This window comes from Saccharothrix sp., assembly GCF_031180885.1.
In the GTDB taxonomy this organism is placed as follows: Bacteria; Actinomycetota; Actinomycetes; order Mycobacteriales; family Pseudonocardiaceae; genus Actinosynnema.
In genome coordinates this window covers 35,864-60,972 of the sequence record NZ_JAPSLK010000017.1, presented here as the reverse complement: position 1 = coordinate 60,972, position 25,109 = coordinate 35,864, and the positions used below count along the sequence as shown (strand labels likewise).

Annotated in this window: 25 protein-coding genes; 15 read left to right on the top strand and 10 right to left on the bottom strand. The window is 71.2% G+C overall.

From position 1 onward, the window contains the following. The first annotated feature begins 35 nt into the window (after positions 1–35). The 6 genes from RIN75_RS21005 (at position 36) to RIN75_RS20980 (ending at position 6,952) form a co-directional block, all read left to right on the top strand. On the top strand, positions 36–728 hold the full coding sequence (locus RIN75_RS21005; protein ID WP_309113684.1) for an iron dependent repressor, metal binding and dimerization domain protein: 693 nt from the start codon (positions 36–38) through the stop codon (positions 726–728). Then, positions 725–1,897, top strand: a complete 1,173-nt coding sequence (gene galK / locus RIN75_RS21000; protein WP_309113683.1) for a galactokinase — start codon at positions 725–727, stop codon at positions 1,895–1,897. Before RIN75_RS21005 ends, galK begins: the two co-directional genes overlap by 4 nt. Before the next feature lie 15 nt (positions 1,898–1,912). Next, complete coding sequence (gene galE / locus RIN75_RS20995) at positions 1,913–2,878, top strand: UDP-glucose 4-epimerase GalE (protein ID WP_309113682.1); 966 nt, start codon at positions 1,913–1,915, stop codon at positions 2,876–2,878. Continuing rightward, positions 2,878–5,076 (top strand): S9 family peptidase, encoded by a 2,199-nt coding sequence (locus RIN75_RS20990; RefSeq protein ID WP_309113681.1) that lies wholly within the window; start codon positions 2,878–2,880, stop codon positions 5,074–5,076. Before galE ends, RIN75_RS20990 begins: the two co-directional genes overlap by 1 nt. Positions 5,077–5,393: 317 nt before the next feature. Further along, a complete protein-coding gene (locus tag RIN75_RS20985; RefSeq protein ID WP_309113680.1) occupies positions 5,394–5,801 on the top strand; it encodes a YciI family protein in 408 nt (135 codons plus the stop codon). A 5-nt stretch (positions 5,802–5,806) separates the two neighbouring features. Beyond that, positions 5,807–6,952 (top strand): DUF6596 domain-containing protein, encoded by a 1,146-nt coding sequence (locus RIN75_RS20980; protein ID WP_309113779.1) that lies wholly within the window; start codon positions 5,807–5,809, stop codon positions 6,950–6,952. Positions 6,953–7,398: 446 nt separating this feature from the next. Here the strand turns inward: RIN75_RS20980 and RIN75_RS20975 are convergent, their stop codons facing one another. The 3 genes from RIN75_RS20975 to RIN75_RS20965 form a co-directional block, all read right to left on the bottom strand. Next, positions 7,399–8,427, bottom strand: a complete 1,029-nt coding sequence (locus RIN75_RS20975) for a DUF4192 domain-containing protein (protein ID WP_309113679.1) — start codon at positions 8,425–8,427, stop codon at positions 7,399–7,401. 166 nt (positions 8,428–8,593) lie between these two features. Next, entirely contained in the window at positions 8,594–9,346 is a 753-nt protein-coding gene (locus tag RIN75_RS20970; RefSeq protein ID WP_309113678.1) for a peptidoglycan DD-metalloendopeptidase family protein, read from the bottom strand. A gap of 93 nt (positions 9,347–9,439) precedes the next feature. Next, positions 9,440–11,281: a Xaa-Pro dipeptidyl-peptidase gene (locus RIN75_RS20965; protein ID WP_309113677.1), complete on the bottom strand. Its 1,842-nt coding sequence runs from the start codon at positions 11,279–11,281 to the stop codon at positions 9,440–9,442. 160 nt (positions 11,282–11,441) lie between these two features. Here RIN75_RS20965 and add point away from each other — a divergent pair, with 160 nt between their 5' ends. After that, on the top strand, positions 11,442–12,449 hold the full coding sequence (add, locus tag RIN75_RS20960; protein ID WP_375295997.1) for an adenosine deaminase: 1,008 nt from the start codon (positions 11,442–11,444) through the stop codon (positions 12,447–12,449). Here the strand turns inward: add and RIN75_RS20955 are convergent. Continuing rightward, a complete protein-coding gene (locus RIN75_RS20955; protein WP_309113675.1) occupies positions 12,424–13,572 on the bottom strand; it encodes an MFS transporter in 1,149 nt (382 codons plus the stop codon). The two genes, add and RIN75_RS20955, sit on opposite strands and share 26 nt — an antisense overlap. 2 nt (positions 13,573–13,574) lie before the next feature. After that, positions 13,575–14,465, bottom strand: coding sequence for an alpha/beta hydrolase (locus RIN75_RS20950; protein ID WP_309113674.1), 891 nt, complete (start codon positions 14,463–14,465; stop codon positions 13,575–13,577). A 70-nt stretch (positions 14,466–14,535) separates the two neighbouring features. Here RIN75_RS20950 and RIN75_RS20945 point away from each other — a divergent pair, with 70 nt between their 5' ends. Together RIN75_RS20945 and RIN75_RS20940 are read left to right on the top strand one after the other, a co-directional pair. Then, positions 14,536–15,402, top strand: coding sequence for a LysR family transcriptional regulator (locus tag RIN75_RS20945; RefSeq protein WP_309113673.1), 867 nt, complete (start codon positions 14,536–14,538; stop codon positions 15,400–15,402). Then, the gene (locus RIN75_RS20940) at positions 15,399–16,889 is read left to right on the top strand and encodes a 6-phospho-beta-glucosidase (protein ID WP_309113672.1); all 1,491 of its coding nucleotides are present in this window, start codon (positions 15,399–15,401) and stop codon (positions 16,887–16,889) included. The genes RIN75_RS20945 and RIN75_RS20940 overlap by 4 nt, the downstream gene beginning before the upstream one ends. On the opposite strand, the gene RIN75_RS20935 is transcribed toward RIN75_RS20940, so the two are convergent. From RIN75_RS20935 to RIN75_RS20925, 3 genes are read right to left on the bottom strand one after another with little or no spacing between them, the layout of a single operon-like run. Further along, positions 16,877–17,509, bottom strand: a complete 633-nt coding sequence (locus tag RIN75_RS20935; RefSeq protein WP_309113671.1) for an endonuclease V — start codon at positions 17,507–17,509, stop codon at positions 16,877–16,879. The two genes, RIN75_RS20940 and RIN75_RS20935, sit on opposite strands and share 13 nt — an antisense overlap. Then, positions 17,506–18,444: a DUF3500 domain-containing protein gene (locus tag RIN75_RS20930; protein ID WP_309113670.1), complete on the bottom strand. Its 939-nt coding sequence runs from the start codon at positions 18,442–18,444 to the stop codon at positions 17,506–17,508. Before RIN75_RS20930 ends, RIN75_RS20935 begins: the two co-directional genes overlap by 4 nt. After that, entirely contained in the window at positions 18,444–19,199 is a 756-nt protein-coding gene (locus RIN75_RS20925) for a Tat pathway signal sequence domain protein (RefSeq protein ID WP_309113669.1), read from the bottom strand. Before RIN75_RS20925 ends, RIN75_RS20930 begins: the two co-directional genes overlap by 1 nt. A 63-nt stretch (positions 19,200–19,262) precedes the next feature. Between RIN75_RS20925 and RIN75_RS20920 the strand changes: the two genes are divergently transcribed. Further along, positions 19,263–20,459: an MFS transporter gene (locus RIN75_RS20920; protein WP_309113668.1), complete on the top strand. Its 1,197-nt coding sequence runs from the start codon at positions 19,263–19,265 to the stop codon at positions 20,457–20,459. 3 nt (positions 20,460–20,462) lie between these two features. Here RIN75_RS20920 and RIN75_RS20915 read toward each other — a convergent pair whose 3' ends face one another. Then, positions 20,463–21,113 carry a maleylpyruvate isomerase family mycothiol-dependent enzyme gene (locus RIN75_RS20915; RefSeq protein ID WP_309113667.1) on the bottom strand — a complete coding sequence of 217 codons (651 nt, stop codon included), beginning with the start codon at positions 21,111–21,113 and terminating at the stop codon, positions 20,463–20,465. A gap of 82 nt (positions 21,114–21,195) precedes the next feature. On the opposite strand from RIN75_RS20915, the gene RIN75_RS20910 reads away from it, so the two are divergent. The 5 genes from RIN75_RS20910 to RIN75_RS20890 all read left to right on the top strand — a co-directional run bounded on the left by RIN75_RS20910 (position 21,196) and on the right by RIN75_RS20890 (position 24,606). After that, on the top strand, positions 21,196–21,723 hold the full coding sequence (locus RIN75_RS20910; protein WP_309113666.1) for an ABATE domain-containing protein: 528 nt from the start codon (positions 21,196–21,198) through the stop codon (positions 21,721–21,723). Positions 21,724–21,836: 113 nt separating this feature from the next. Beyond that, entirely contained in the window at positions 21,837–22,100 is a 264-nt protein-coding gene (locus RIN75_RS20905; protein WP_309113665.1) for a hypothetical protein, read from the top strand. Continuing rightward, positions 22,097–22,699, top strand: coding sequence for a DUF6879 family protein (locus tag RIN75_RS20900; RefSeq protein WP_309113664.1), 603 nt, complete (start codon positions 22,097–22,099; stop codon positions 22,697–22,699). Before RIN75_RS20905 ends, RIN75_RS20900 begins: the two co-directional genes overlap by 4 nt. Positions 22,700–22,807: 108 nt before the next feature. Then, positions 22,808–23,587: an NB-ARC domain-containing protein gene (locus RIN75_RS20895; protein WP_309113663.1), complete on the top strand. Its 780-nt coding sequence runs from the start codon at positions 22,808–22,810 to the stop codon at positions 23,585–23,587. A 77-nt stretch (positions 23,588–23,664) separates the two neighbouring features. Next, entirely contained in the window at positions 23,665–24,606 is a 942-nt protein-coding gene (locus RIN75_RS20890) for a tetratricopeptide repeat protein (protein WP_309113662.1), read from the top strand. Between the two features lie 72 nt (positions 24,607–24,678). On the opposite strand, the gene RIN75_RS20885 is transcribed toward RIN75_RS20890, so the two are convergent. Then, positions 24,679–25,107: a CBS domain-containing protein gene (locus tag RIN75_RS20885; RefSeq protein ID WP_309113661.1), complete on the bottom strand. Its 429-nt coding sequence runs from the start codon at positions 25,105–25,107 to the stop codon at positions 24,679–24,681. Between the last annotated feature and the right edge of the window lie 2 nt (positions 25,108–25,109).

Genomic DNA, 25,109 nt, shown 5'->3' with positions numbered 1-25,109 from the left:
CGACTAGCATTGCAACCATACGAAGGGGAGCGGGTGTGAACGACCTCATCGACACCACGGAGATGTACCTCCGCACGATCTACGAGCTCGAAGAAGAGGGCGTCGTGCCTCTGCGCGCCCGCATCGCCGAGCGGCTCGGTCAGAGCGGTCCCACGGTGAGCCAGACCGTGGGGCGGATGGAGCGCGACGGCCTGGTCGTCGTCGCCGACGACCGCCACCTGGAGCTGACCGAGCAGGGGCGCAACCTGGCCATCGCGGTCATGCGCAAGCACCGGCTCGCCGAGCGCCTCCTGGTCGACATCATCGGCCTGGAGTGGGAGCACGTGCACAGCGAGGCGTGCCGGTGGGAGCACGTCATGAGCGAGGCCGTGGAGCGCAAGCTGGTCAAGCTGCTGGGCAACCCCACCACCTCCCCGTACGGCAACCCGATCCCCGGCCTGGACAAGCTGGGCGACGGCGACCCGGCCCCGCCGGCGGAGTCCGACCTGGTCCGCGTGGACGAGGTGGCCCGGCGCGGCGGCGGTCGCGTCGAGGTGCGGCGGATCGCCGAGCACGTGCAGCTCGACCCGGACCTGATGGCCGAACTGAAGGCGGCGGGCGTGGTGCCGGGCGGCACGGTGGACGTCGACTCGATGGGCGGCGCGAAGGTGGTGCAGGTCCGCGGCAACGGCACGACGGCCGAGCTGGATCCGTCCGTGGCGCACGCGGTCCTGGTGCAGGCGAGGTGAGCCTGGGGCGGGAGAAGCAGGCACGGCGGGCCGCGGCGGCGTTCGGCCGCCTGCACGGCGCCGCCCCGCGCGGCGTGTGGTCGGCGCCCGGTCGGGTCAACCTCATCGGCGAGCACACCGACTACAACGACGGGTTCGTGCTGCCCTTCGCCCTGCCCCACCGGACGGCCGTGGCCGCGTCCCCGCGCGCCGACGGCCTGCTCACCGTGGCGACCCTCGGTGACGACGGCGGCGTGCAGCGCGCCGAACCGGTCGAGGTCGCCGCTCTCTCGCCCGGGGCGGTGACGGGCTGGGCCGCGTACCCGGCCGGGGTCGCCTGGGTGCTGCGCGACCACGGCGTCACGTCGGGTGCGGACCTGGTCATCGCGGGTGACGTGCCCGCGGGCGCGGGGCTGTCGTCGTCGCACGCGCTGGAGTGCGCGGTTGCCCTGGCCCTGCTGGGGCTGGCCGGGGTGCCCGAGGACCGGCCCGAGATCGCCCGCTGGGTGCAGCGGGCGGAGAACGACTTCGTGGGCGCGCCGACCGGTCTGCTGGACCAGACCGCGTCGCTGCTGTGCACCGAGGCGAACGTGCTGTTCCTGGACGTGCGGTCGGGCAAGGCCGAGCAGGTGCCGTTCGACGCGGCGGCGTCCGGGCTGGAAGTGCTGGTCATCGACACCCGCGCGCACCACTCGAACCTCGACGGCGGCTACGGCGCGCGGCGGGCGGGGTGCGAGGAGGCGGCGGCGCTGCTGGGGTTGCCCGCGCTGCGGGACGCGGAACTCGCGGACCTGGACCGCGTGCCGGACCGGCTCCAGCCGCTGGTGCGGCACGTGGTGACGGAGAACGAGCGCGTGCTGCGCTCGGTGGACCTGCTGCGCGCGGGCGGGCTGGCGGAGCTGGGGCCGCTGCTGACCGCGTCGCACGAGAGCCTGCGCGACGACTACCGGGTGTCCTGCCCGGAACTCGACGTCGCGGTGGACGCCGCCCTGGCCGCGGGCGCGCTGGGCGCGCGCATGGTCGGCGGCGGGTTCGGCGGGTCGGCGATCGCGCTGACGCCCGTCGACCGGCACGACGAGGTGGTGCGGACCGTGCTCGCGGCGTACGCGCAGCGCGGGTGGCCCACCCCGAGGACCTTCACGGCCGTGCCCTCGGCGGGCGCGGGCCGGGACGATTTCGCGGACGAGTAGAAAGCGGGGATCACGGTGAAGCTGCTCGTGACGGGCGGTGCTGGGTACGTCGGCAGCGTGTGCGCGGCTCGACTGGTCGAGGCGGGTCACGAGGTGGTCGTGCTCGACGACCTGTCGACCGGGCACGCCGACGCGGTCCCCGACGGGGTCCGGCTCATCGAGGCCGACATCAACGACGTCATCGACGAGGTCCTGGCCGAGGGCTACGACGGCGTCATGCACTTCGCCGCCAAGTCCCTGGTCGGCGAGTCCATGCAGGACCCCGCGAAGTACTGGCACGGCAACGTCGGCACCGCCCTGAAGCTGCTGGACGCGATGCTCGCGCACGGCACCCCGCGCCTGGTGTTCTCCTCGACCGCCGCCTGCTACGGCGAGCCGGACGAGGTGCCCATCCCGGAGACCGCGCCGACCCGGCCGACCAACACCTACGGCGCGACCAAGCTCGCCATCGACCACGCGATCACCGGGTACGCCTCGGCGCACGGCCTCGCGGCGGTGTCCCTGCGGTACTTCAACGTGGCCGGCGCGTACGGCCGGTTCGGCGAGCGGCACGCCACCGAGACGCACCTGATCCCGATCGTGCTCCAGGTCGCGGCCGGCGCGCGGGAGAAGGTCGCCATGTACGGCGACGACTACCCGACCGAGGACGGCACCTGCGTCCGCGACTACATCCACGTGGTCGACCTGGCCGACGCGCACGTCAAGGCGATCGGCGCGGCCACCGCGGGCGAGCACCGGATCTACAACCTGGGCAACGGGTTCGGGTTCACCGTCAAGCAGGTCGTCGACGCGTGCCGCGAGGTGACCGGCCACCCGATCCCGGCCGACGTGGCCCCGCGCCGCGCGGGTGACCCGGCGGTCCTGGTGGCGTCCAGCGAGAAGGCGCGCACCGAGCTGGGCTGGAAGCCCGAGCGCGTCGACCTGGCGGGCATCGTCCGCGACGCGTGGGAGTTCACCCGGTCCCGGTCGCAGGGCGCCTGATGGGCGAGGCGAACGAAGCGGTCGGAGCGATCGGTGCCGACGGGGCGACCGGTGCGGGCGGAGCGACCGGTGCGGGCGGGCGTGGCGCGGCGGCCGGGCCTGGCGCAGCGGGCGGGCCTGGCGCAGCGGGCGGGCCTGGCGGGGCGATCGGAGCGGGCGGGGCGATCGGAGCGGGCGGGGCGATCGAAGCGGGTGACTTCGCCGACCTGACCGCGTACACCCGGATGCCGAGGATCGGGTCGCTGGCCCTGTCCCCCGACGGCACGCGCCTGGTCGCGGTGGTGGCCGGGTTGTCGGCGGACGGCAAGACCTGGCAGGGCGCGCTGTGGGAAGTGGACCCGACCGGGGAGCGCCCGGCCCGCCGGCTGACCCGCGGCGCGAAGGGCGAGTCCAACCCGGTGTTCACGCCGTCGGGTGATCTTCTGTTCCTGTCGGGCAGACCGGACCAGCAGGCGAAACCCGGCGACACCGGTTCCACGAAGGACAAGACCGCCCTGTGGCTCTTGCCGCCGGTCGGCGAGGCGAGGGAGCTGTTCCGCCCGGCGGGCGGCGTGGACCGGGTCCTGGTGGCCGGCGAGTCCGGCACCCTCCTGCTGACGGCGGGCGCACACCCCGGCGGGGAGTTCACGAAGGACGGTGAGTTGCGGAAGGCCCGCGAGGACGCGGGCGTGACCGCGATCCTGCACGAGTCATACCCGATCCGTTACTGGGACTCCGACCTCGGCCCCGCCTACCCCCGCCTCCTGACCGGTGCCGTGGATTCCGAACGCCTCGACCCCGCCACGCTGGTCGACCTCACGCCCGAGTCGGCGACCCGCCTCGACGACGCGGCCGTGATCAGCCCGGACGGCCAGTGGGTCGTGCACACCGAGCGGGTCGAGGTCAGTGCGTCCTACGGTGCCCGGGTCCGGCTGCGGCTGGTGGCGGCCGACGGGTCGTCCAGCCGGGTGCTGGCCGACCAGGACGGGCACTCGTTCAGCCAGGCGGCGTTCCTGCCCGACTCGTCGGGCCTGGTCGCGGTGCGCGCGTTGGACTCCACCGGGGACCGGCCGTGGCGCAACAACCTGGTCCGGATCTCCCTGGACGGCGAGATCACCGAACTCGTCCCGGACTTCGTCGAGGAGGTCGAACACCCGGTCGTCGCACCGGGCGGCCTGGCCGTGTACTTCACCGCCGCCCAGCGCGGTCACCAGCCGATCTGGCGGCTGGACCTGGCGTCGAACGAGCTGGTCCGGCTGACCGCGTCCGGCGCGTACAGCGAGGTCATCGTGGGCCGGGACCACGTCTACGCGTTGCGCAGCGCGTGGGACCACCCGCCGCGGCCGGTGCGCCTGGAGCTGACTGGCGCGGACCAGCAGCCGGTCGCGCTGCTCGCGCCCGGTGCCGTGGAGTCCCTGCCGGGCACGCTGGCCGAGGTGTCGACCGTCGTGGATGACGGCCGGACCGTGCGGGCGTGGCTGGTGCTGCCCACGGGCTGCTCGGACGAGGACCCGGCGCCGCTGCTGCTGTGGGTGCACGGCGGTCCGATCATGAGCTGGAACGCGTGGAGCTGGCGGTGGAACCCGTGGCTGATGGCCGCGCGCGGGTACGCCGTGCTGCTGCCCGACCCGGCGCTGTCGCTGGGGTACGGCCAGGAGTTCATCCAGGCCGGCTGGGGCAGTTGGGGCGCCAAGCCGTACACCGACCTGATGGCGATCACGGACGTGGTCGTGCGGCGGCCGGACATCGACGACAGCCGGACCGCGGCGATGGGTGGGTCGTTCGGCGGGTACATGGCGAACTGGATCGCCACGCAAACCGACCGCTTCAAGGCGATCGTGACCCACGCGTCCCTGTGGCACCTGGACGCGTTCACCGGGACCACGGACAGCCCCTACTACTGGATCCGCGAGGTCGGCGACCCGCAGCACGACGACGAGCGGGTGCGCGCGAACTCACCGCACCTGCGGGTGGCCGACATCAAGACGCCGATGCTGGTGATCCACGGGGACAAGGACTACCGGGTGCCGGTCGGCGAGGGCCAGCGGCTGTTCTTCGACCTTGTCCGGCACGGGGTCCCGGCGAAGTTCCTGTACTTCCCGACCGAGAACCACTGGATCCTGACACCCGGCAACACCAAGGTCTGGTACGAGACGATCTTCGCGTTCCTGGCCGAACACGTGCTCGGCGAGCCGTGGCAACGCCCAGATCTGCTCTGACCTGTACCGACCTCCTTCGACGGCCTGCACTGTGCCCGCGCCACGCCACCCCGGCGGTGGCGCGGGCACAACCATCCGCCGACCCGTGGGCACAGCCGTCCACCGACCCGTGGGCACAGCCGTCCACCAGCCCGTAGGCACAACCGTCCGCCGACCCGTAGGCACAGCCGTCCGCCAGCCCGTCACGATCCCGCCGGAAGATCTTCGCCGGCGACCCGGAAAAATCTTCGGCGGTGATGTCGAGATCCGGTGCGCCGCTCCGTCCCCGGGGTGAACGCGAACCACAATGGGTCGCGGGGACACCGAGGAGAACGACGATGGCCAAGTACCTGCTGCTCAAGCACTACCGCGGCGCTCCGGCAGCGGTCAACGACGTGCCGATGGAGCAGTGGACGCCGGAGGAGATCTCGGCGCACGTGCAGTACATGCGGGACTTCGCCGCGCGGCTGGAGCAGACCGGCGAGTTCGTCGACGGGCAGGCCCTGGCCCCGGAGGGCACGTGGGTCCGCTACGACGGCGAGGGTCGCCCGCCGGTGACCGACGGTCCGTTCGCCGAGACCAAGGACCTCATCGCCGGCTGGATGATCGTCGACGTCGACAGCTACGAGCGCGCGGTCGAACTGGCCGGGGAGCTGTCGGCCGCTCCCGGCGCCGGTGGCAAGCCGATCCACGAGTGGCTCGAGCTGCGCCCGTTCTACGCCTCCCCTCCCACCATCACCGAGTGACCTCGATGGACGAGGCCCTGCTGCGCGGTCTGACGCCCAGCGTGCTCGCGATCCTCGTCCGCCGCGGAGCCGACTTCGCGGCGGCCGAGGACGCGGTGCAGGACGCGCTGGTCGAGGCCCTTCGCGTCTGGCCCGCCGACCCGCCACGCGACCCGAAGGCGTGGCTGGTCACCGCGGCCTGGCGCAAGTTCCTCGACGCCACCCGAGCCGACGCCGCCCGACGCCGCCGCGAGGACCTGGTCGACGAGGAACCCCCACCAGGCCCCGCGCCCGCCGTCGACGACACCCTCCAGCTCTACTTCCTGTGCGCCCACCCCTCCCTGACCCCTTCGTCTGCCGTCGCGTTGACCCTGCGCGCGGTCGGCGGGCTGACCACCCGCCAGATCGCCCAGGCGTACCTGGTGCCCGAGGCGACCATGGCGCAGCGCATCAGCCGCGCCAAGCGGACCGTGTCCGGCGTGCGGTTCGACCAGCCCGGCGACGTGGCCACCGTGCTGCGCGTGCTGTACCTGGTGTTCAACGAGGGCTACTCGGGCGATGTCGACCTGGCCGCGGAAGCCATCCGCCTGACCAGGCAACTGGCAGCCGCCATCGACCACCCCGAGGTTGCCGGCTTGCTAGCTCTCATGCTCCTCCACCACGCCCGCCGCAAGACCCGCATGGCCCCTGACGGCACCCTCATCCCCTTGGCCGACCAAGACCGAACCCGTTGGGACACGGCCTTGATCGCCGAGGGCGTCCACATCCTCCAAACCGCCCTCTCCCGCGATCGGTTGGGCGAATTCCAGGCCCAGGCCGCCATCGCCGCTCTGCACGCCGACGCGCAGACCGCCGAGGAGACGGATTGGGTGCAGATCGTCGAGTGGTACGACGAGTTGGTGCGCCTGACCGACAGCCCCGTCGTCCGCCTCAACCGCGCCGTGGCCATCGGCGAGGCGGACGGCCCGCAGGCCGGCCTAGCCGCTCTGGCTCTGGTCGATCCCTCCCTCCCCCGCCACACCGCTGTGGCAGCTCACCTGCACGAACGAGCCGGCGACCTGCCCACCGCCGCCCACCTGTATGCGGAGGCCGCCCAAAAAGCCCCCAACCTGGCCGAACGCAACCACCTGACCCGCCAAGCCGCCCGCCTGAACCTCCGCGCCGCCCGCTGAAGTCGGCCGAGCAGCCCGCGTCAACCCGCGACGCCCGCCGAGATCGACCGAGCCCGCCGCCTCAACCCGCACCGCTCGCTGAAGTCGGCCGAGCCGGCCGCCTCAACACCCGCGCCGCTCGCCGAAGTCGGCCGAGCCGGCCGCCTCAAACCGCCACGCCGCCAAGATCGACCGAGCCGGCCGCTTCAACGCCCGCGCCACCCACTGAGATCGGCAGAGCAGCCGCCGGGTGGGGTTGTCGGGTCGCGGCGGGGCTACCGGGTGTCGCTTGGGAGGTTGCGGGCGCTGCGGGCTGCCAGGGTGTCCGACCCGCGGCGGCTTGCCGGGGCAGCCGGGATCGCCGAGGGCGGCCGGACTTGCCGGGGCCAGCCCGCCAGCCCGCCGCCGGCACTGCGTGGCGGGCTGGCGGGGTCCGGTGCTCCTTTCTCGGGGTCAGGGTGGCTAGGTCAGGGTGGCTCGGGGAAAGGGAGGTCGGCGGCTCGTTCGGCCAACTGGCGGACTGTTGCGGGTGGCATTCCGTTGTCCAAGGCCATTCGGAGCAGGCGGGCCAGGCGGTGGCCGGGTTGGGCTTCCTGAGCCCTGTCCAAGGCTATTGCCGCATAAGCGCCATCGCCCCGGATGTAAGCCGAAAAAGCCAGCAGGGTCGCGGGTTCCGCTCTTTCCGGTAGCGGTGTGGCGCGGGTCAGTTCGGCCCACAGGGTTTCGGCTGATCTCGCGTGCTCGCCGACCGCGTACGCCAGGCTCACGTCACGGATCAGCAGGTCCGACAGCGCGAAGGCCAGTGCCGCCACCTCGGAATCGGTCAGCGGGCGTTTTCGGTCCGCCGCGCGCACGACCTCCGCCTGGACCAGGGCCCGGTGGCGCAGGAGGGTGGCTGGATCGTCGTAGGTGTGGGGCTCGGCCCGAGCGACAAGGCGGTCCAGGGCTCTGGAGCGGCGGGCCAGGGCGTCCTCCGGGTCGGGAGCCAGGGTGTCGGCGAGGCTCTCGCGATCGGGGTAGGTGATCAGGCCGCGTGACACCGAGAGCGCGGCCAGTGGGGTGGACGCGGGATCGGGGACGGTGCCCTCGTCGCCCAGGTCGTGGTAGTTGAACCACGGGGCGTCCCGGGCCGTGGCCGGGGTCCAGATCGCGCAGGTCACCGGTACGCCCACGTTGGCCAGAGCAGATTCCACGTGGGCTACCAGGTGTTCGCGTGGCAGGCGTTCGGGAGGATCGCCTCTGCCACCGCCTACCACGAAGACCACTGCCCGGCGGCGGTTCGGGTACGTCAGCAGTGGAGCGGCCAAGTGGCGGGCGGCTCGGCGGTCGTCGTGCTGTGGGGGTAGGTCGGCGCGCAGGGTTTGTTCCACGGCTTGACCCACCAGGACCACCAGCACCACCGAGTCGACGGGGTGGAAGCCGATCAGGTGCGGCAAGGCGGCGATCAGGTCGCCCGGGGTGCGGACATCGCCGGCCAGGTTCACGGAAGTCGTCATGGGATCGACTGTGGCCCCAAAAAGCAAAGCGGGCCGGCAGGAAGTTCAGAGCTGTGGATAACTTTGGCTGGTCACTCGAAAGGGGACTCGGAAGCGACTCGAAAGAGGGAGAAAAGCGAAGCCGCCCCGGCGCATAAAGTGGCCGGGGCGGCATATAAGAGCGAAGTCAGCAGTCTGGAGCCACGCGGCCGTCAGAGCCGGTGTACACATAAGCGTCGGAGATGTACCCGGAACCGATGTGGTCCCACAGGTTGGTGGTGCCGTACGTCCCGGTGATCGACTCGCCCACCGCCTGGCACCGGATGGTCACCGTGGCGCCGTCCGCCACCGAACCCACGGCCGCGTAGCTCGTCCCCGGACCGGACCGGATGGTCAGCGACGAACCGCTGGTGTTCACCGTCCCGGTCACCCCGCTGCACGAGTTGCGGCTGGTGTAGCTGCGGGTCCCCCAGTAGTAGGCCTGGGTGCCGTTGAACACGATCTTCACGTCCGCACCGTTGAGCCGCTGCTCGTAGTGCAGGTGCGGCCCGGTCGAACCGCCGGTCGACCCGACGTTGCCGATCTGCTGCCCGATCCGCACGGTCTGCCCCACGGACACCCGCTGCGCGGAAAGGTGCGCGTACCGGGTCCGCCACCCGCTGCCGTGGTCGATCTCGATCCACCGGCCGTAGCTGACGCTGCCCTCGTTCGCCACCCTGGTCACGGTGCCGCCGGCGGACGCCACGACCGGGTCACCGTCATCACCGGAACGGTTGAAGTCGATCGAGTTGGGCGGGCTGTGGTTGGTCCGGGTCTGCCCCTCCCAGACCTGCCCGCACGGGAACGGCAACTGGAAGGCCGGAGCCGCCACGGCCTCGCCCGCGGTGAGGGCGAGGCCGAAGAGCGGCGCGACGAGGGCGGTGACTAAGACGCGGCGCATCTGCCAACCTCCTTGACGACTGGGTGTGGTGATCGGACCACGCCCAGCCGTCAAGTGGAAGGCTAACCAGCTAGACAGTTCGTGAATTACTTCCTAACCAACCGATCGGCGCAACGCCTCCCGACCACCCACTACGGGGAGTTCCACCGAGGTGGCGGTCAGGTCGATCGACAGCCCGGCGCCCGGCTTGGGCCGCAGGGTGTAGTCGTAGTCGCTGGAGATCAGCACGAACTCGACCTTGTGACCGGCCTTCACCACGTAGTCCTGCGGCTCAAGCTCCACCTCGACCCGGTACGTGTGACCAGGCGCGATGGGCTTGGTCCGGGACGGGTCCACCCGGTTCTGCGGGTCGGTCCACCCCCGCGTGATGATGTGGCTCGTGCCGTCCGGCGCCCGGTCCACCAGCAGCGCCGTCACGTTGGCCGCGGGCCGGTCGAACGAGATCGCCAGGTCCACCCGGGCGACACCCGAAAGGCGGAGGTCCGAGGACGCCACACGGGTCGCGTACGACAGACGGTTACCGGAGCTGGGCAGGTCCACCAGGTCGTCGGCGAGCTTGGACGAGTCGTCCCGCAGCGACTCCACCACCGCGTGACCCGGGACGGACGCCGACCGCAGCGCCCCCTTGGCCGAACCGCCGGCCCACGGGAACAACCGGGCCGGAGCGGTGCCCGGCGCGGGCCACTCCGCCTCGTCCACCCACGACTTGTCCTCGCGCTGGATGGTCGACTTCGGCTCCTTCTCGATGCCGTTGTCGATCCCGTACAGGTAGTGCGAGAACCACCGGTTGACCGTCCGCCGCCACTCGGCCGACCGCAGCGTGTCGGGGTCGGTGTGCGCGGCCTGGTGCAGCCAGATCTTGTGCTCCACGCCGTGCTTCTTCAGCGCCTCGTACCACTGGTAGACGTGCTTGACCTTGACGTTCCAGTCGCTGAGGCCGTGCACGGCGAGCACCGCGGCCTTGACCTTCGACGCGTCCTTGACGTAGTTCCGCTCGTCCCAGAACGCGCTGTAGTCGCCGGTCACGCGGTCCTGCTTGCGGGCGATCTCGGCGATCACCGGCTTGCAGATCTCGCGGTCCGCGCGCGTGTAGACGTACTCCGCGAGCACGTCCAGGTCCTCGCCCTGGAACGTCCCGGGCGCCACCACGGCCCCGTCCGCGCGGTAGTAGTCGTACCAGCTGGAGATGGCCGCGATCGGCACGATCGCCTTCAGGCCCTCCACACCGGTCGACGCCACGGCGTTGGGCAGGGTCCCGTTGTAGGACACGCCCATCATCGCGGTGTTGCCGGTGGTCCAGGTGGCCTTCACGTCCGCGCCGGCGGCGTTGCGGGCCGTGGCGCGGCCGTTGAGCCAGTCCACGACCGCCTTGGACCCGATGGTCTCGTTGACCCCGCCCGAGGTCGGGCAGCCCGACGACTTGCCGGTGCCCAACGACTCCGCGTACACCATCGCGAAGCCGCGCGAGATGAAGTAGTCCTCGTACCGGCCGGACCGGATCGGACCGGCGTTGGGCCCGACCGCGGCGGTGATGCGCTCGTCCGCCTGGGCCTTGAGCAGCGACCCGTCCCGCTTGTCGTAGCCGCCGTGCCGGTTGGGCACGTACAGCTCGACGTCGACGTTGTGGTTGGCCACGTCGTTGCCGCCGGAGAAGTACGGGCTGTTGAAGAACACCACCGGGACCTTCAGCCCCCGGTCGGTGGCCTTCTGGCGCACCACCTCGGTGTACACCTCGTCGTCCCGCCCGTCCCGGTCGCTGTCTACCGGCGCGCGGACCCACACGCTCTCCTTGACCACGTCCTTCGGGTCGAAGACGGGTTGCGCCTCGCCGTCCTTGAAGACCGGGCCTTCCGCGGCCGAAGCGACCACGGGCAGCGTTCCCAGGGGCAGCGTCACCAGAGCCGCGAGCACCGCGGCTCTCCGAACACCCTTCACGGCAGTTCCCCCATCATGTCCACGACAGGCTTTGCGCAGACCTTTCCCCTGCGACACAAGACGTGTCAAGTAGCGATCAAGTCCTCTGTGGACAGTGCGAGCACACCCGACGATCGGCGGCTTGACCAGCGCGGACCAGGTGTGCAGACTCGCCCGCGCCATGCGTGAATTCATCGCCGCGCTGCCCAAGGTGGAGCTGCACGTCCACCTCGTCGGGTCAGCCTCCCTCGACACCGTCCTCACCCTCGCCCGGAGGCACCCGCACCGCGGCGTGCCCACCGACGAGGCCGAACTCCGCGCGTTCTACGAGTTCACCGACTTCACCCACTTCATCGACGTGTACGCCAAGGTCAACGACCTGGTCACGACCGGCGACGACGTGGCCGCGCTGGTGGTCGGCCTGGCCGAGGAGCAGGCGCGGCGCAACGTCCGCTACGCCGAGGTGACCGTGAGCGCGACCAGCCACCTGCGGGCCGGCATCGCGCCCGACGAACTGGACGAGGCGCTGGCGTCGAGCCGGGCTGAGGCGTGGGAGAAGCACGGCGTCGAGCTGGCCTGGGTGTTCGACGTTCCCGGCACGTGGGATCGGGACTTCGGGGTGACCAGCGCCCGCTACGCCGTCGACCACCGCCCGCCGGGGACGGTCGCGTTCGGATTGGGCGGCGGCGAGTCGGACGCGCCGCGCCGGGCGTTCCGCGAGGCGTTCGCGATGGCGCGGGACGCCGGGCTGCGCAGCGTGCCGCACGCGGGTGAGACCACCGGGCCGGACCAGATCTGGGAGGCCCTGCGCGACCTGGGCGCGGAGCGGATCGGCCACGGCACCGCCGCCGTGCGGGACCCGGAACTGCTGGCGCACCTGCGGGACAACGGGATCGTGCTGGAGGTGTGCCCGACGTCCAACCTGCGCACGGCCGCCGTGGGCCGGATCGAGGACCACCCGCTGCCCAGGCTGCTCGAAGCCGGGGTGCCGGTGACCATCGCCACCGACGACCCCGGCATGTTCCACACCGACCTCAACGCCGAATACCTGTTGTGCCACGAGCGATTCGGCCTCGGCCGGAGCGAACTGGCGGACCTCGCCCGCGCGGGCGTCCACGCCAGTTTCGCCTCCCCGGAGCGCAAGGCCGAACTCCTCGCCGCGATCACCGCAGTGGAACAAGGGTCCTGATCCGGCCGCCCGCCACCGCCACACCCAGCGCCGCCACCGCCATCAGCGCGGCCACCCAGTTCGGCGCGGTGTAGCCGAACCCGGCGTCGATGGCGACGCCGCCGAGCCACGCGCCCGCCGCGTTGCCGAGGTTGAACGCGGCGATGTTCGCCGCCGAGGCCAGCGCGGGCGCGCCCTCGGCCTGCTGGAGCACCCAGCTCTGCAACGGGGCCACGGTGGCGAACCCGGCCACGCCCAGCAGGCCGATGGTGACCGCGCCGAGCACCTGCGACCGCGCGGTGAACACGAACACCGCCAGCACCACCGCGAGCACCGCCAGGATCGCGTACAGGCTTGGCATCAGGCTGCGGTCCGCCGCCCGGCCGCCGAGCACGTTGCCCGCGCACAGCCCGGCCCCGAACAGCACCAGCAGCCACGTCACCGCGCCCGGCGAGAACCCGGCGACCTCGGTCATCATCGGCGCGATGTAGGTGAAGGAGGCGAACACCGCGCCGAACCCGAGCGCCGTCGTGCCCAGCGCCAGCCACACCCCGGGCCGCCGGAACACCTCCAGCTCTCCGCGCAACCCGTCCGACGCGGGCTGCGGCGGGACCAGCACGAGGATGCCCAGCAGCCCCACGACACCGAGCGCCGTCACCGCCCAGAACGTCGACCGCCAGCCGAACTCCTGCCCCAACGCGGTGCCCATCGGCACGCCCAGCACGTTGGCCACGGTCAGGCCGGTGAACATCAGCGCGATCGCCCGCGCCTGCCGGTCCGGCGCGACCAAACCGGCCGCCACCACCGCGCCCACGCCGAAGAACGCCCCGTGGCACAGCGCCGCCACGACCCGTCCGACCATCAGCAACGGGTAGCTGTCGGCCACCGCGCACAGCAGGTTGCCCAGGACGAACAACACCGTCAATCCGATGAGCAAACGCTTGCGCGGCACCCGCGAGCCCAACGCCGTGATCAGTGGAGCACCTACGACGACGCTCAGCGCGTATCCCGACACCAGCAGGCCGGCCACCGGGACGGACACCTGGAGATCGGCCGCCACCTGCGGCAACAGTCCGACGATGACGAACTCGGTGGTGCCGATGCCGAACGCGCCGATCGCCAGCGCGACGAGTGCGAGGGGCATGGCTACCGGGCCTTCAGCCAGTCGGCGAGTTCGGCCAGCAGCACGCGGTACTCGTCCAAGGCGCCGTCCATCAGCAGGAAGGCGTGGATGGTGCCCGCGAACTCGCGCAGCCGCACCGGGACCCCGGCCTCTTCGAGCTTGCGCGCGTACCGCTCGCCGTCCGTGCGGACCGGGTCGTGTTCGGCGGTGGCGATGAACGCGGGCGGTCCGCTGACGTCGTGCGCCCGCAGCGGGGCGGCCTGCGCGGTGGGCTCGCGGTCGCCCAGGTACTGCCGCCAGAACCAGCGCATCCCTTCGCGCTCCAGGCCGTAGCCGCGCGCGTTGTCCACATAGGACTCAGTGGCGAAGTCGGTGTCCAGTGGCGGGTAGACCAGGACCTGGAACTTGAGGCGGTCCTTGAACTCGTGCGCGATCGTGGCCGCCAGGGTGCCGCCCGCGCTGTCGCCCATGATGCCGATGCCGTCGACACCGAGTTCGGCGGCGTGGTCGAGGAACCACCCGGTGGCGGCGCGGCAGTCGTCCAGCGGCACGGGGAAGGGGTGTTCCGGGGCCTTCTGGTAGTTGACGGCGAGGACGGCGTGCCCGGTGGCGTTGGCCAGGGCGCGCAGGGCGACGTCGTAGACCTCCAGGTTGAGGATCACGAAGCCGCTGCCGTGCAGGAAGACGATGCCGGGGAACGGGCCCTCGCCGGTCTCCGGGTAGTAGGCGCGGGCGGGCAGGTCGGCGGTCGGGCCGGGGATGAACAAGTGCTCCACCCGGGCCGGTTCCTTCGGTCCCCGGAGTTCCAGGTAGCCGAGGCCGGCCTGGCGGGCTTCGAACGCGGTGAGCGTCTCCAGGGGTGCCGCGCCCGCCCACTTGTCGAGGACGGCGCGGGCTTGGTCGTTCAGTGCCATGACCCGATCGTGCGCGGGTGTCACCCATAAGTCCAAGACATAGATCTACTGGGCAATATAAACTGCTTTCATGACGTTGCGGCAGTTCGAGTACCTGGTGACGGTCGTGGACGAAGGGTCCTTCACGCGGGCCGCCGAGCTGCTGCACGTCACCCAACCGGCGCTGTCGCACCAGATCAGGGCGTTGGAGAAGGCGGTGGGCACGCAGTTGCTGGACCGCTTGCCGCGCACCGTGCGGCTGACGCCCGCCGGTCGGGCCTGGCTGCCGTTCGCGCGGCAGGCGTTGGCCGATGCCGAGCGGGCGTTGACGGCGGCGCGGCGGGCGGGTGGCCTGGAGTGCGGTGAACTGCACGTGGCGACGCTGTACTCGCTGACGCTGGGCGTGCTGCCGCCGGTCCTGCGGGCGTGGCGGGCGCGGCACCCGGACGTGCGGATCCGGCTGTTCGAGCACCGGCACGCCGACGAACTGCGGGAGGCCATGGCCGAGGGTCAGGCGGATGTCGCGGTCGGGCCGGAACCGCCGGGCTGGCCGGGGTTCACGCACACCCTGGGGGTGGAGGAGTTCGTGATGGTGGTGCCGGCGGACACGGAGCTGCGGTCACCGGTGGACCTGCGGGTGTTCGCCGACGAGGGGTGGGTGCACTACGCGCCGGGCAACGGGCTCGCGGACCTGGTCGACGCGGCGTGCCGGGAGCGCGGGTTCCAGCCGTGGGCGGCGGTGCGGACCGAGCAGACGGCGGCGGTGCCCGTGCTGGCGGCGGCGGGGTTGGGGCCGGCGCTGGTGCCGCGGAACGTGCTGCCGGAGACGTTCGACGGGGTGGTGCTGCGGGTGGACCCGCCGGTGCGGCGGACGTTGGTCGCGTACAGCCACAAGGAGCCGGATCCGCTGACTCGGGCGTTCATCGGGTTGTTGGGCGAGGCAGGATGTGAGCTGTGAGGCTGGTGATCCTGGGCGGTGGCGGGTTCCGGGTGCCGTTGGTGCACCGGGCGCTGGTGGGCGACGGTCTGGTGGACGAACTGGTGCTTTACGACGTCGATGCCGCTCGGCTGGCGCGGGTGCAGGAGGTGCTGGGCCGGCCTCCGGCCCCCGCTTCCATTGTCCCACGGACCACCGACAACCACGGCCGAACCAGCGGCCACGCCAGCAGCGCAGGCGGCGGCAGCACAGGCGCCAGCAGCGGGAGCGGCGGCGCCAGCAGCGGCAGCAGCACCAGCGACAGCAGCGGTGGCGGTGGCGACAGCAGCGGCACCAGCGACAGCAGCGGCAGCAGCGACAGCGACAGCGACAGCGGCGGAATTGTCGGTGGTGGGTGGGACAATGGTCACCGGGGGCCGGAGGCCGGCAGCGGGCCTCGGGTGTGGGCGACGACGGACCTCGACGAGGCGTTGCGGGGCGCGGATTTCGTGTTCTCCGCGATCCGGGTGGGCGGGTTGAGCGGCCGGGCGGTGGATGAGCGGGTCGCGCACGCGCACGGGGTGTTGGGGCAGGAAACCGTGGGCGCGGGCGGGATCGCGTACGGGTTGCGGACTGTGCCGGTGGCGCGGGAGATCGCCCGCCGGATCGCCGAAATCGCGCCGCAGGCCTGGGTCATCAACTTCACCAACCCCGCCGGACTGGTCACCGAAGCCATGGCCGACCACCTCGGCGACCGCGTGATCGGCATCTGCGACTCCCCCTACGGCCTGTGCCGACGCGTCGAGCGCGCGCTCGGTGTCGAGAACGCCCGGTTCGACTACGCCGGGCTCAACCACCTCGGCTGGCTGCAAGGCGTGTACGTCGACCACGAGAACCTGCTACCCCGACTGCTCACCGACGACGACAAGCTCCGGTCGTTCGAGGAAGGTCGGCTGTTCGGGGCGGAGTGGCTGCGGGCACTGGGTGTCATCCCGAACGAGTACCTGCACTACTACTACGACACCCGCGACGCCATGGGGGGCGACCGGGGCGCGTTCCTGCTACGCCAACAACAACGGTTTTACGACGGCGAAGTCGACTGGGAGACGACCCGGCTCGAACGCGAAGCCACCTACATGAAGCAGGAGCGCGACTCCCTCGAAGGCGGCGGGTACGAACACGTCGCGCTCAAGCTCATGCACGCCATCGCCAACGACGAACGCACTACGCTAATCCTCAACGTACGCAACGGAAACACACTGTCCATACTGGACCACAAAGCTGTAGTAGAAGTGCCGTGCACAGTAGGAGCAAACGGTGCCAAGCCGGACGCGGTGAGCCCGTTGCCCGACCACGCCGCCGGCCTGGTCCAAACGATCAAGGCGATCGACCGACTGGTCCTCGAAGGCACCTACCCCGCCGCGCTCAAGGCGTTCGGCCTGCACCCGCTCGTCGACTCCACCAAGATCGCGAAAAGCCTGCTGGACACCTACCTGAACCGCCACCCGGAGCTGGCCTACCTCAAGTGAGCCCGCCCCAGGGCATCCGCCCGCCGGGTGGTCTCCGGCAACCGCACCGAGCACAGTCGCAGCACCTCGGCGCACGCCCGGTCCAGGTCGATCCGGTGCCCCACGGACACGAACACCGGCTTCACCCCGGCCCGCGTCCGCAACGCCCGACCCACCACCTCGCCGTCATCCACCAAGTCCGTCCGCGCACCGCGCTCATCGGAAGGCATCTCGAAAACACCCATCGGCGTCTTCGCCACCCCGACAGAAGGCAAGTCGGTCAGCACCCCGATGTGACACGCCAGCCCGAACCGCCTCGGATGCGCCAACCCCTGCCCGTCGCACACCAACAGGTCCGGCCGCACGGTCAACCGGTCCAAGGCAGCCAACAGAGTCGGCAGCTCACGGAAGGCGAAAAGCCCCGGCACATAAGGGAAGTCGGCAACACCAGCGACCACCGCCGTGTCCACGGTCTCCAACGACACCGCGTCCAAGACGACCACCGCACCGACCACCCGGTCGTCATCCGCATAGGCGACGTCCAAGCCGGCGACGTACCGGACCGAGAAACCCGGGTCGCACGAAGCACGCACCAGCGGACGCAGCCGTTCCTGCTCCGCGACCGCCTCCTCCGGCGTCACTCGTGCCTCACCGCCGCCCGGTGCGCCGCCAGCAGGTCGTCGCCGAAGTCCCCGGAACGCCTGCGCCACACCGAGTGCACGTGGTTGGCTTCGTTGGCCGTGTTGTCGTACTCGATCAACAACTCGGGACCCTGGATGCGGTAGTAGTGCCCGGCGCCCCGCGACGCCGAGCCCTGCCACGCGAAGTGCAACCGGTCCAGGTCGAGCTGGTCGAACTCCTCGTCGGCGAGGTCGCTGTGCAGGCGGTCCAGGTAGTAGCGCACCAGGCCCACCAGCAGGCCGCGCGACGCCCGGTCCAGCTGCGCCGGCGTCACGCCCTGCGGCTCGATGTCGCCGACCCGGGACGCGTTGCCGGTGTACAGGTCCGGCGGCGGCCGGTCGGACACCACGGCGAGGCCTCGCGCGGTGCGTCCCATGCGGTCGAGGAGTTCGCGGGCCAGCTCCTCCTCCAGCCGCAGGGGCTGGGAGACGGTCCGCCCCCGGTAGGTGACCCGGGCCGGGTTCGCGCCCAGGAAGAACGGGGTCGCCGACACGCGGCCGTCCGCCACGACCACGCTCACCGACAGGTGGTGCCCCTCGACCCGCCAGCCCCACGGCTCATCGGACCCCGGTTCGCCGAGCAGGACGGTCCAGTAGTCACCCTGGTGCCGGTCCCGCCGCCCGCCCTCGCGGTCGTCCAGCACGTCCTCCAGCGCCATCACGGCCGCCGCCTGCGCGTAGGCGTGCGGGCTGAGCACGCACGCCAGCAGCCCGTGCACGGCCTTGCGCTGGTCGCGGTCGAGATCGCCGAGGACCAGCCCAGGGCGCGGTCCGGGCGTGTAGGCCCACGTGCGGCGCAGGTCGTCGTCGGCGACGTCCCGCACCGCCGCCGCGCGCTGCCGCTCGTCGAGCAGGTCGAGGAAGCGGCGGGTGGCCTCGGCGATCTCGTGCAGCATCACTCGAATTTATCCGCCCGCAGATCGCGGAGCAGCAGGTGGCAGTTCTTGATCGACCCGGAGGTGTCGCCGAGCGACCGGTAGATGCCCCACTTCGGGCGCAGGCGGTCGCCCAGCCAGGTGTCCACGCCGGTGCGGGTCTTGTCCAGCACGGTCGTGCCGCCGCTGCGCACGATCCACCGCACGCGGCCGGACGTGCCGTCGCCGACCCCGATCTCGACCACGGTGTCGATCCACCGGTTGTGCAGGGGGACCAGGTCGGTGTTGCCGACCAGCACGTTGCCCTCGACCACCTTGAACTCGATCTTCTGCACGCCGTTGGTGCGGCGCAGCGACATCACCGTCACGGGAGCGGACCCGACGCCGGGCATCTTGGTCTGCATGATGTGCGTGAAGGTGGTCGTCGCCTGGAGCGAGCTGGGGATGAACATCGAGTACCGGAAGCGCCACGTCTCGCCCTTGTAGATGTTGACGTTGGCGCCGTTGGTTCGCATGCCCGCGACCTCGTTGCGCTGCCGGTCGGTGGACGTGTCGCGGTCACGTGTGTGCATGTCGAACCGGTAGTCGGTGCCCTGCATGTAGATGTGCGTGACGCCGGGGTGCGAGTCGGCGCGGTCGTCCTCGATGCTCTCGAAGGCGCTCATGCCCTGGGCGGCCCACTTCTGCCGCCATGTGGCCGCGTTCGCCACGCCACCTCCGATGAGCAGCGGCGACGCCGCGATGCCTGCCAGCACTGAACGACGGGTTGGTGCCACGTCGTCTCCTTCCACCACGAAGACACGCGGCGGTTTGGCAAGCTTGTTGCCCAAGGGGGCGCTTTGACAAGAACATTCTCGAAGTTCTGGGCCGCGGACACGGTGTCGTTGGTCGGCACGCACATCACGACGCTGGCGCTGGCCGTCCTGGCGATGGACGAGTTGGCCGCGTCCGAGTTCGAGGTGGGGCTGCTGCGGTCCGCGCCGTGGGTGCCGTACCTGCTGTTCGGCCTGCTGGCGGGCGTGGTGGTGGACCGGTACCGGCGGTGGCCGATCCTGGTCGGGGCGGACCTGGCGCGGTTCGTCGTGCTGGGCCTGGTGCCGGTGCTGCACGCGGCCGGCGCGCTGACCCTGCCGGTGCTGTTCGCGCTGGTCACGGTGTTCGGCGCGCTGTCGCTGGGGTACGACGCGGCGCACCAGTCGTTCCTGCCGAAGCTGGTGCCGGCGACCTGGCTGACCACCGCCAACGCCCGCATGGAGCAGACCCGGGCGACCGCGCAGTCGGCCGGCCCGACCCTGGCGGGTGTGCTGATCACGGCCGTCGGCGCGCCGCTGGCGATCCTCGTGGACGCGGTGTCCTACCTGGTGTCGGGGCTGGTGCTGACGACCCTCCGGGTGGAGGAGCAGGTCGTGCCGCCCGAACGCCGGAACCTGCGGCGTGAGCTGCGCGAAGGGCTGGCGTGGGTGTACCGGCACCCGGTGCTGCGGCCGTTGGCGGTCACGTCGCACATGTGGTTCCTGTTCAACGGGCTGGCGGCGACGGTGTTCCTGGTGTTCGGGTACGAGGTGCTGGGGTTCTCGGCGTTCGAGCTGGGCATCGCGTTCGCGGTGGGCGGGATCGGCACGGTCGTCGGCGCGTCCCTGTCCAACCGGGCGGTGGCGGCGCTGGGCGGTCCGGGACGGGTGATCTCGCTCGGCCGGTGGATGACGCCGGTGGCCTACGCGCTGGTCCCGTTCGCCGACTCGACCGTGACCGGCCTGGTCGTGCTGTCGGCCGCCCAGTTGGTGTGGGGCCTGGGCGTGGGCGTGGACAGCCCGCCGGAGATGGCTTACCGGCAGGCCATCACGCCCGACCACCTCCAGGGCCGGATGAACGCCACGATCCGGTCGCTGAACCGGGCGATGATCGTGGTCGGGGCGCCTTTGGGAGGCCTGCTGGCAGGCCTCTTCGACCACCGGACCGCGTTGTGGATCGCCGTGGCGGGTCTGGTGGTCCAAGCGGTCCTGATCACCCGCACCCGGTCCGTGTGGAGCATGTAGTCCCTACGGCCAGGGGTTCAGCTCCGGCCGCGTCCCGGTGACCTCGCCCAGCGGTTCGCGGCCCGCGAGCCACACCACGAGATCGGTCGCCTCGCCGCGCAGTTCGTGCGGTTCACCCGTGCCGATCGTCCACTTGCGACCCGGTGAGGCGAGGATGAGCTGCACGCCGTCCGGGACCCGCTTGGCCAGGAAGTCCACCGCGTGCTCGCAGAACTCGGGCGAGAAGGTGACCGGCCCGAGGCCGAGGTCGAACGTGTGGATCTCGATCTCGCGCCAGACCGCGTAGGCGGTGTCCTCCAGCGTGCCGTCGCGGTAGGCGACCGGCGTCGACCAGTCCCGCACGCCGTCCCACGCCTTCTCCAGCCGCTCGACGGCCGCCGCGATCGCGGTTCGGTGCTCGGCCGCCGACCGCCCGGCCCGCTCCTCGATCGCCGCGTCCCGCGCCGGCCGGCCACCCGGGTAGGGCTCCAGCTTGGTGCCCTCGTTCTCCGCCTGGCGGGCCATGGCCTCGGTGACGCCCGCGATGTGCGCCAACACGTGCCCACGGGTCCAGCCGGGCAGGACGGACGGCTCGCGGACCCGGTCGTCGGTCAGCCCGGCGACCAGTTCGCCCAGCCGGCGGTGCGCGTCCAACGCGGCCCCAGTGATCGTCACGACTCCCCCTAATGGGATTGATACGTTAAGCCGTTAGGCAACCTAGCGGTTCACCCACCCGAAGTCCATTAGGATGAGGAGGATGAATCGCGCGCTGGAGTTCGCCGCCACGGTGCGCCACGACGGCCACGGCGGCCTCGAAGACGCCCTGTCGACGGTGGAGGCCCTGACCGCGTGGTCCGGCACACCCGCGACCGAGGACCTCCTGCACGCCGTCACCGACCTCCGCTGGGCCATCCGCTCCCTCTTCGCCCACGCCTCGAACGCCGGCCCCCGCATCGACACGCCGTACCTGCGCCCGCTGGACGAGGCCCTCCACCTGGTCAACACCAGGGCAGCCGCCGCCCCCAGATCCGCCCAACTCCACTGGGGTACCCCGCCCACGCTCCACTACGTCGACACCGCGACCCCCGGCGAACGCCTCCTGGCCGACCTGGCCACGTCCGCGATCGAACTCCTGGCCGGCGAAACACGCGACGACCTACGCGCCTGCCCGTCCCCCAGGTGCATCCGCTACTTCGTCCGCACCCACCCGAAACAACAGTGGTGCAAACCCTCCTGCGGCAACCGAGCCCGAGTAAGCCGCCACTACCACCGCACCCACGATTAACAGTTCTCCGATCAGGTGAACCGGCGAGGGTGGACCGCATTGTTGCGGCTCCGATAACTGTCCGCACCCATAGGACTGCCGGACAGTCACCAACTGAACAGCGGAGGTCGACAATGCCTCGACCGTGGGAGGCCGATCCGACGGCGGGTTTCAGCCGACGGTTGGGCAAGACAGCGGCCGAATTGGGGAACACCGACAACACGCCGACGTGCCCGGACATCTGGGAACTCGACAACGGTGACGTCGTCGTGATCGGGCGCGACCTCACCACCCAGTACGCCACCCGGCTTCCCGACGGCGTCCACGTCGGCCCCGACGAACGACTCGTCGTCATCCCCGGCAACATGATGCGCGCAGCGAAGGTCGACATCCCTTGAGCGACAACGCGGTGACCGGTGACCGCCTCTCCCTGGACGACTACATCGCGGACTTCACCGAGCGCTTCGAAGGGCCGGCAGCCGACTGCTGGAAGCTGGAACGGCGGCAGACGTTCGTCGAGCAGGGCAGCGCCAGCTACGACGCGTTCGCCCGCGGCGATTGGGCGGAAGCACTTCGGCTGATCGACGAGCGCAAGCCCGCGCTGCGCGAGTACCACGAGCAGCTCGCCGAACGCGGGTTGGACGTCCGGCGCGTCCGGGTGGTGGAGCAACCCGTCAGCCCCTACCTGATCTGGGAGCTGAACTCCCTGCGCCAGCGGCGGGAACTCGGCGAGCTGATCCGCGTGGCCGGTCACGACCTGGTCGCACCGCACGAAGCAGGCGGAGCGCTGCCGGAGGTCGTCGGCATCGACGAAGCGGTGGTCTACCAGGTGCTCTACGACGACGATGGCGTGGCCACGGGCGCGATCCGGTCGACCGAGCGGGAGCAGGTCGCGCGCTGGCGGGGTGTGTTCGTCGCGTTGTTCGACCGGTCCGAGGACATCGCCGACTTCTTCGACCGCGAGATCGCGGGGCTGCGCCCGCCCGGCGCACGCTGATCGGCAGGGGGTCTCGACATCGCGGGGAACGCCGACCGGCCGGACCAGTCCAACGAGGTCTCGGGCAGCGCCGATGAGATCGTCCAGGCCCGAGACGTCAGCGGCGGCGTGCACTTCTACGGCGGTCACCGCGGCCGCCGGGACCCGCCCCGGCAACTGCCCGCCGACGTCCGGGGCTTCGTCAACCGGGTCGACGACCTGGACCGGCTCGACCGCCTCCTCGGCGACGGCTCCGGTCCCGAACGGTCGTTGGCGCTGTGCATCCTGGTCGGGACCGCCGGCGTCGGGAAGACGTCGCTGGCGGTGCATTGGGCGCACCGGGTGGTGGACCGGTTCCCCGACGGGCAGCTCTACGTCAACCTCCACGGCTACGACCCCGGCCCACCGGTGACCCCGCACCAGGCCCTCGAACGGTTCCTCGGCGCCCTCCAGGTGCCGGCCGAGTCGATCCCGGCTGATCCCGAAGCCCGTGCCGCCGCCTACCGGTCGCTGCTCGCCGACCGGCGCATCCTGGTCGTGCTGGACAACGCGTCCAGCGTGGCGCAGGTCCGCCCGCTGCTGCCCGGGACGGCGGGCTGCCTGGTCCTGATCACCAGCCGCAGCAGGTTGTCCGGGCTGGTGGCCCGGGACGGCGCGCACCGGGTCAGCCTGGGCGTGCTGTCCGAGGAACAGTCGATCGAACTGCTCCAGGGCGTGACCGCCGGGTACCGCCCGCCGGGACGACCCGGCCGAGCTGCGGGAACTGGCGGGACTGTGCGCACGGCTGCCGCTGGCGCTGTGCATCGCCGCGGAACGCGCGGCCAGCCGCCCCCACATGCCGCTGCACGCGCTGATCGCGGAACTGCGCGACGAGTCGATGCTGTGGGACGCGCTCACCGCCGACGATGACGACGCGGACGCCGTCCGAGCCGTGTTCGCGTGGTCGTACCGGGCCCTGACCAAGGACGCGGGCAAGCTGTTCCGCCTTGACCGGCGAGGTCGCGCTGCGCTCAGTTCGCATGCTCGGGGACCGCGCCGGCGAGGCCGAGATCCTGGAGAGCCTCGGCAAGGCCAAGGTCCAGTCCGGTGCCGTGCGCGAGGGCATCGGGTACCACCGCACCGCCCTGTCGATCAGGCGGGACCTGGACGACCTGCCCGGCACCCTCTCCTCAGTCAACGCGCTGGGCCTGGCCTTCCTGCGACGCCGAGACCTGGACGACGCACTCCACTGCTTCGAGGAGGCTCGCGACATCGCCGGTCGATTGGACAGCGACTACTGGTCGGCCGTTTCGACCACCAACATCGCCCAGGTCCACCTCGACGCCGGCCGGTGGGCGGAAGCGGAGCGACGGCTCCGGTGGGCCCTCGAGGTCTACCGGGTGATCGGCGACCGGATCTGCGAGGGCGACTGCCTGCACGGGTTGAGCGGCGCACTGCGCGGCCAGGGCCGCTTCACCGAAGCGCTGGAGGCGATCGACCACGCCCTGACGCTCGCCCGCGCTGACGAGTACCCGGTGGCCGAGGCGCTCTGGCTGGTCGAGTCGGCCCGCGTCCAATGCGGCCTGGGCCACCCGGACCACGCACTCACGGCACTCCAGCGGTCGGCGACGATGCAACGCCGCTTCGGCGACCGCGTCCGGGAGGCTGTCGCCCTCGACGTGACCGGCGAGGCATACACGCAACTGGGCCGTCACGAGGACGCCACGCGCTTCCACCGCATGGCCGTATCCGCGCTGCGGGACGCGGAGAACCCCTGGCTGCTCGCCACCGCCTTGACGAACCTCGCACGAGCACTGCGCGGGTCCGGAGCCGTGGAGGACGCCCGAGAACCGGCGTTGGAGGCCCTGACCCTGCTGGAGGCGTTCAACGACCCAGCCGCCGAAACCGCACGCGCCCAGGCAGCCGACCTGGCGGCAGACAAGGCGTGACTCCGACCGATCCTTATTCAGCGCGAATGCCGCGCTGCGCGTGGAGAAGCGCAGCGCGGCATCGAGCCCGGATCAGCCTTGAACGATGTAAGCGGTCAGCTGGTCCTGGTCTTCTTCCAGTTGGCTGATGCGGCTCTTCACCACGTCGCCGATGCTGACGATGCCGACCAACTGCCCGTCGGCCACCACCGGCACGTGGCGGATCCGGCGTTCGGTCATCAGGACCGACAGGCTTTCCACCGAGTCCTTCGGGGAGCAGGTGAAGACCTCGGTCGTCATGATCTCCTCGACCGGCGACTCCAGCAGGGCCGGGCCGCGGTCGTGCAGCCTGCGGACGACGTCCCGTTCGGACACGATGCCCGCGATGCCGTCCGGTCCGACGACGACCATCGCGCCCACGTTGTGCTCGGCGAGGGCGGCTACCAGCTCAGCCACCGACGCTCTCGTCCCGACCGTCGCGACGGCCGAGCCCTTGGTCCGCAGGACGTCAGCGATCCTCATGT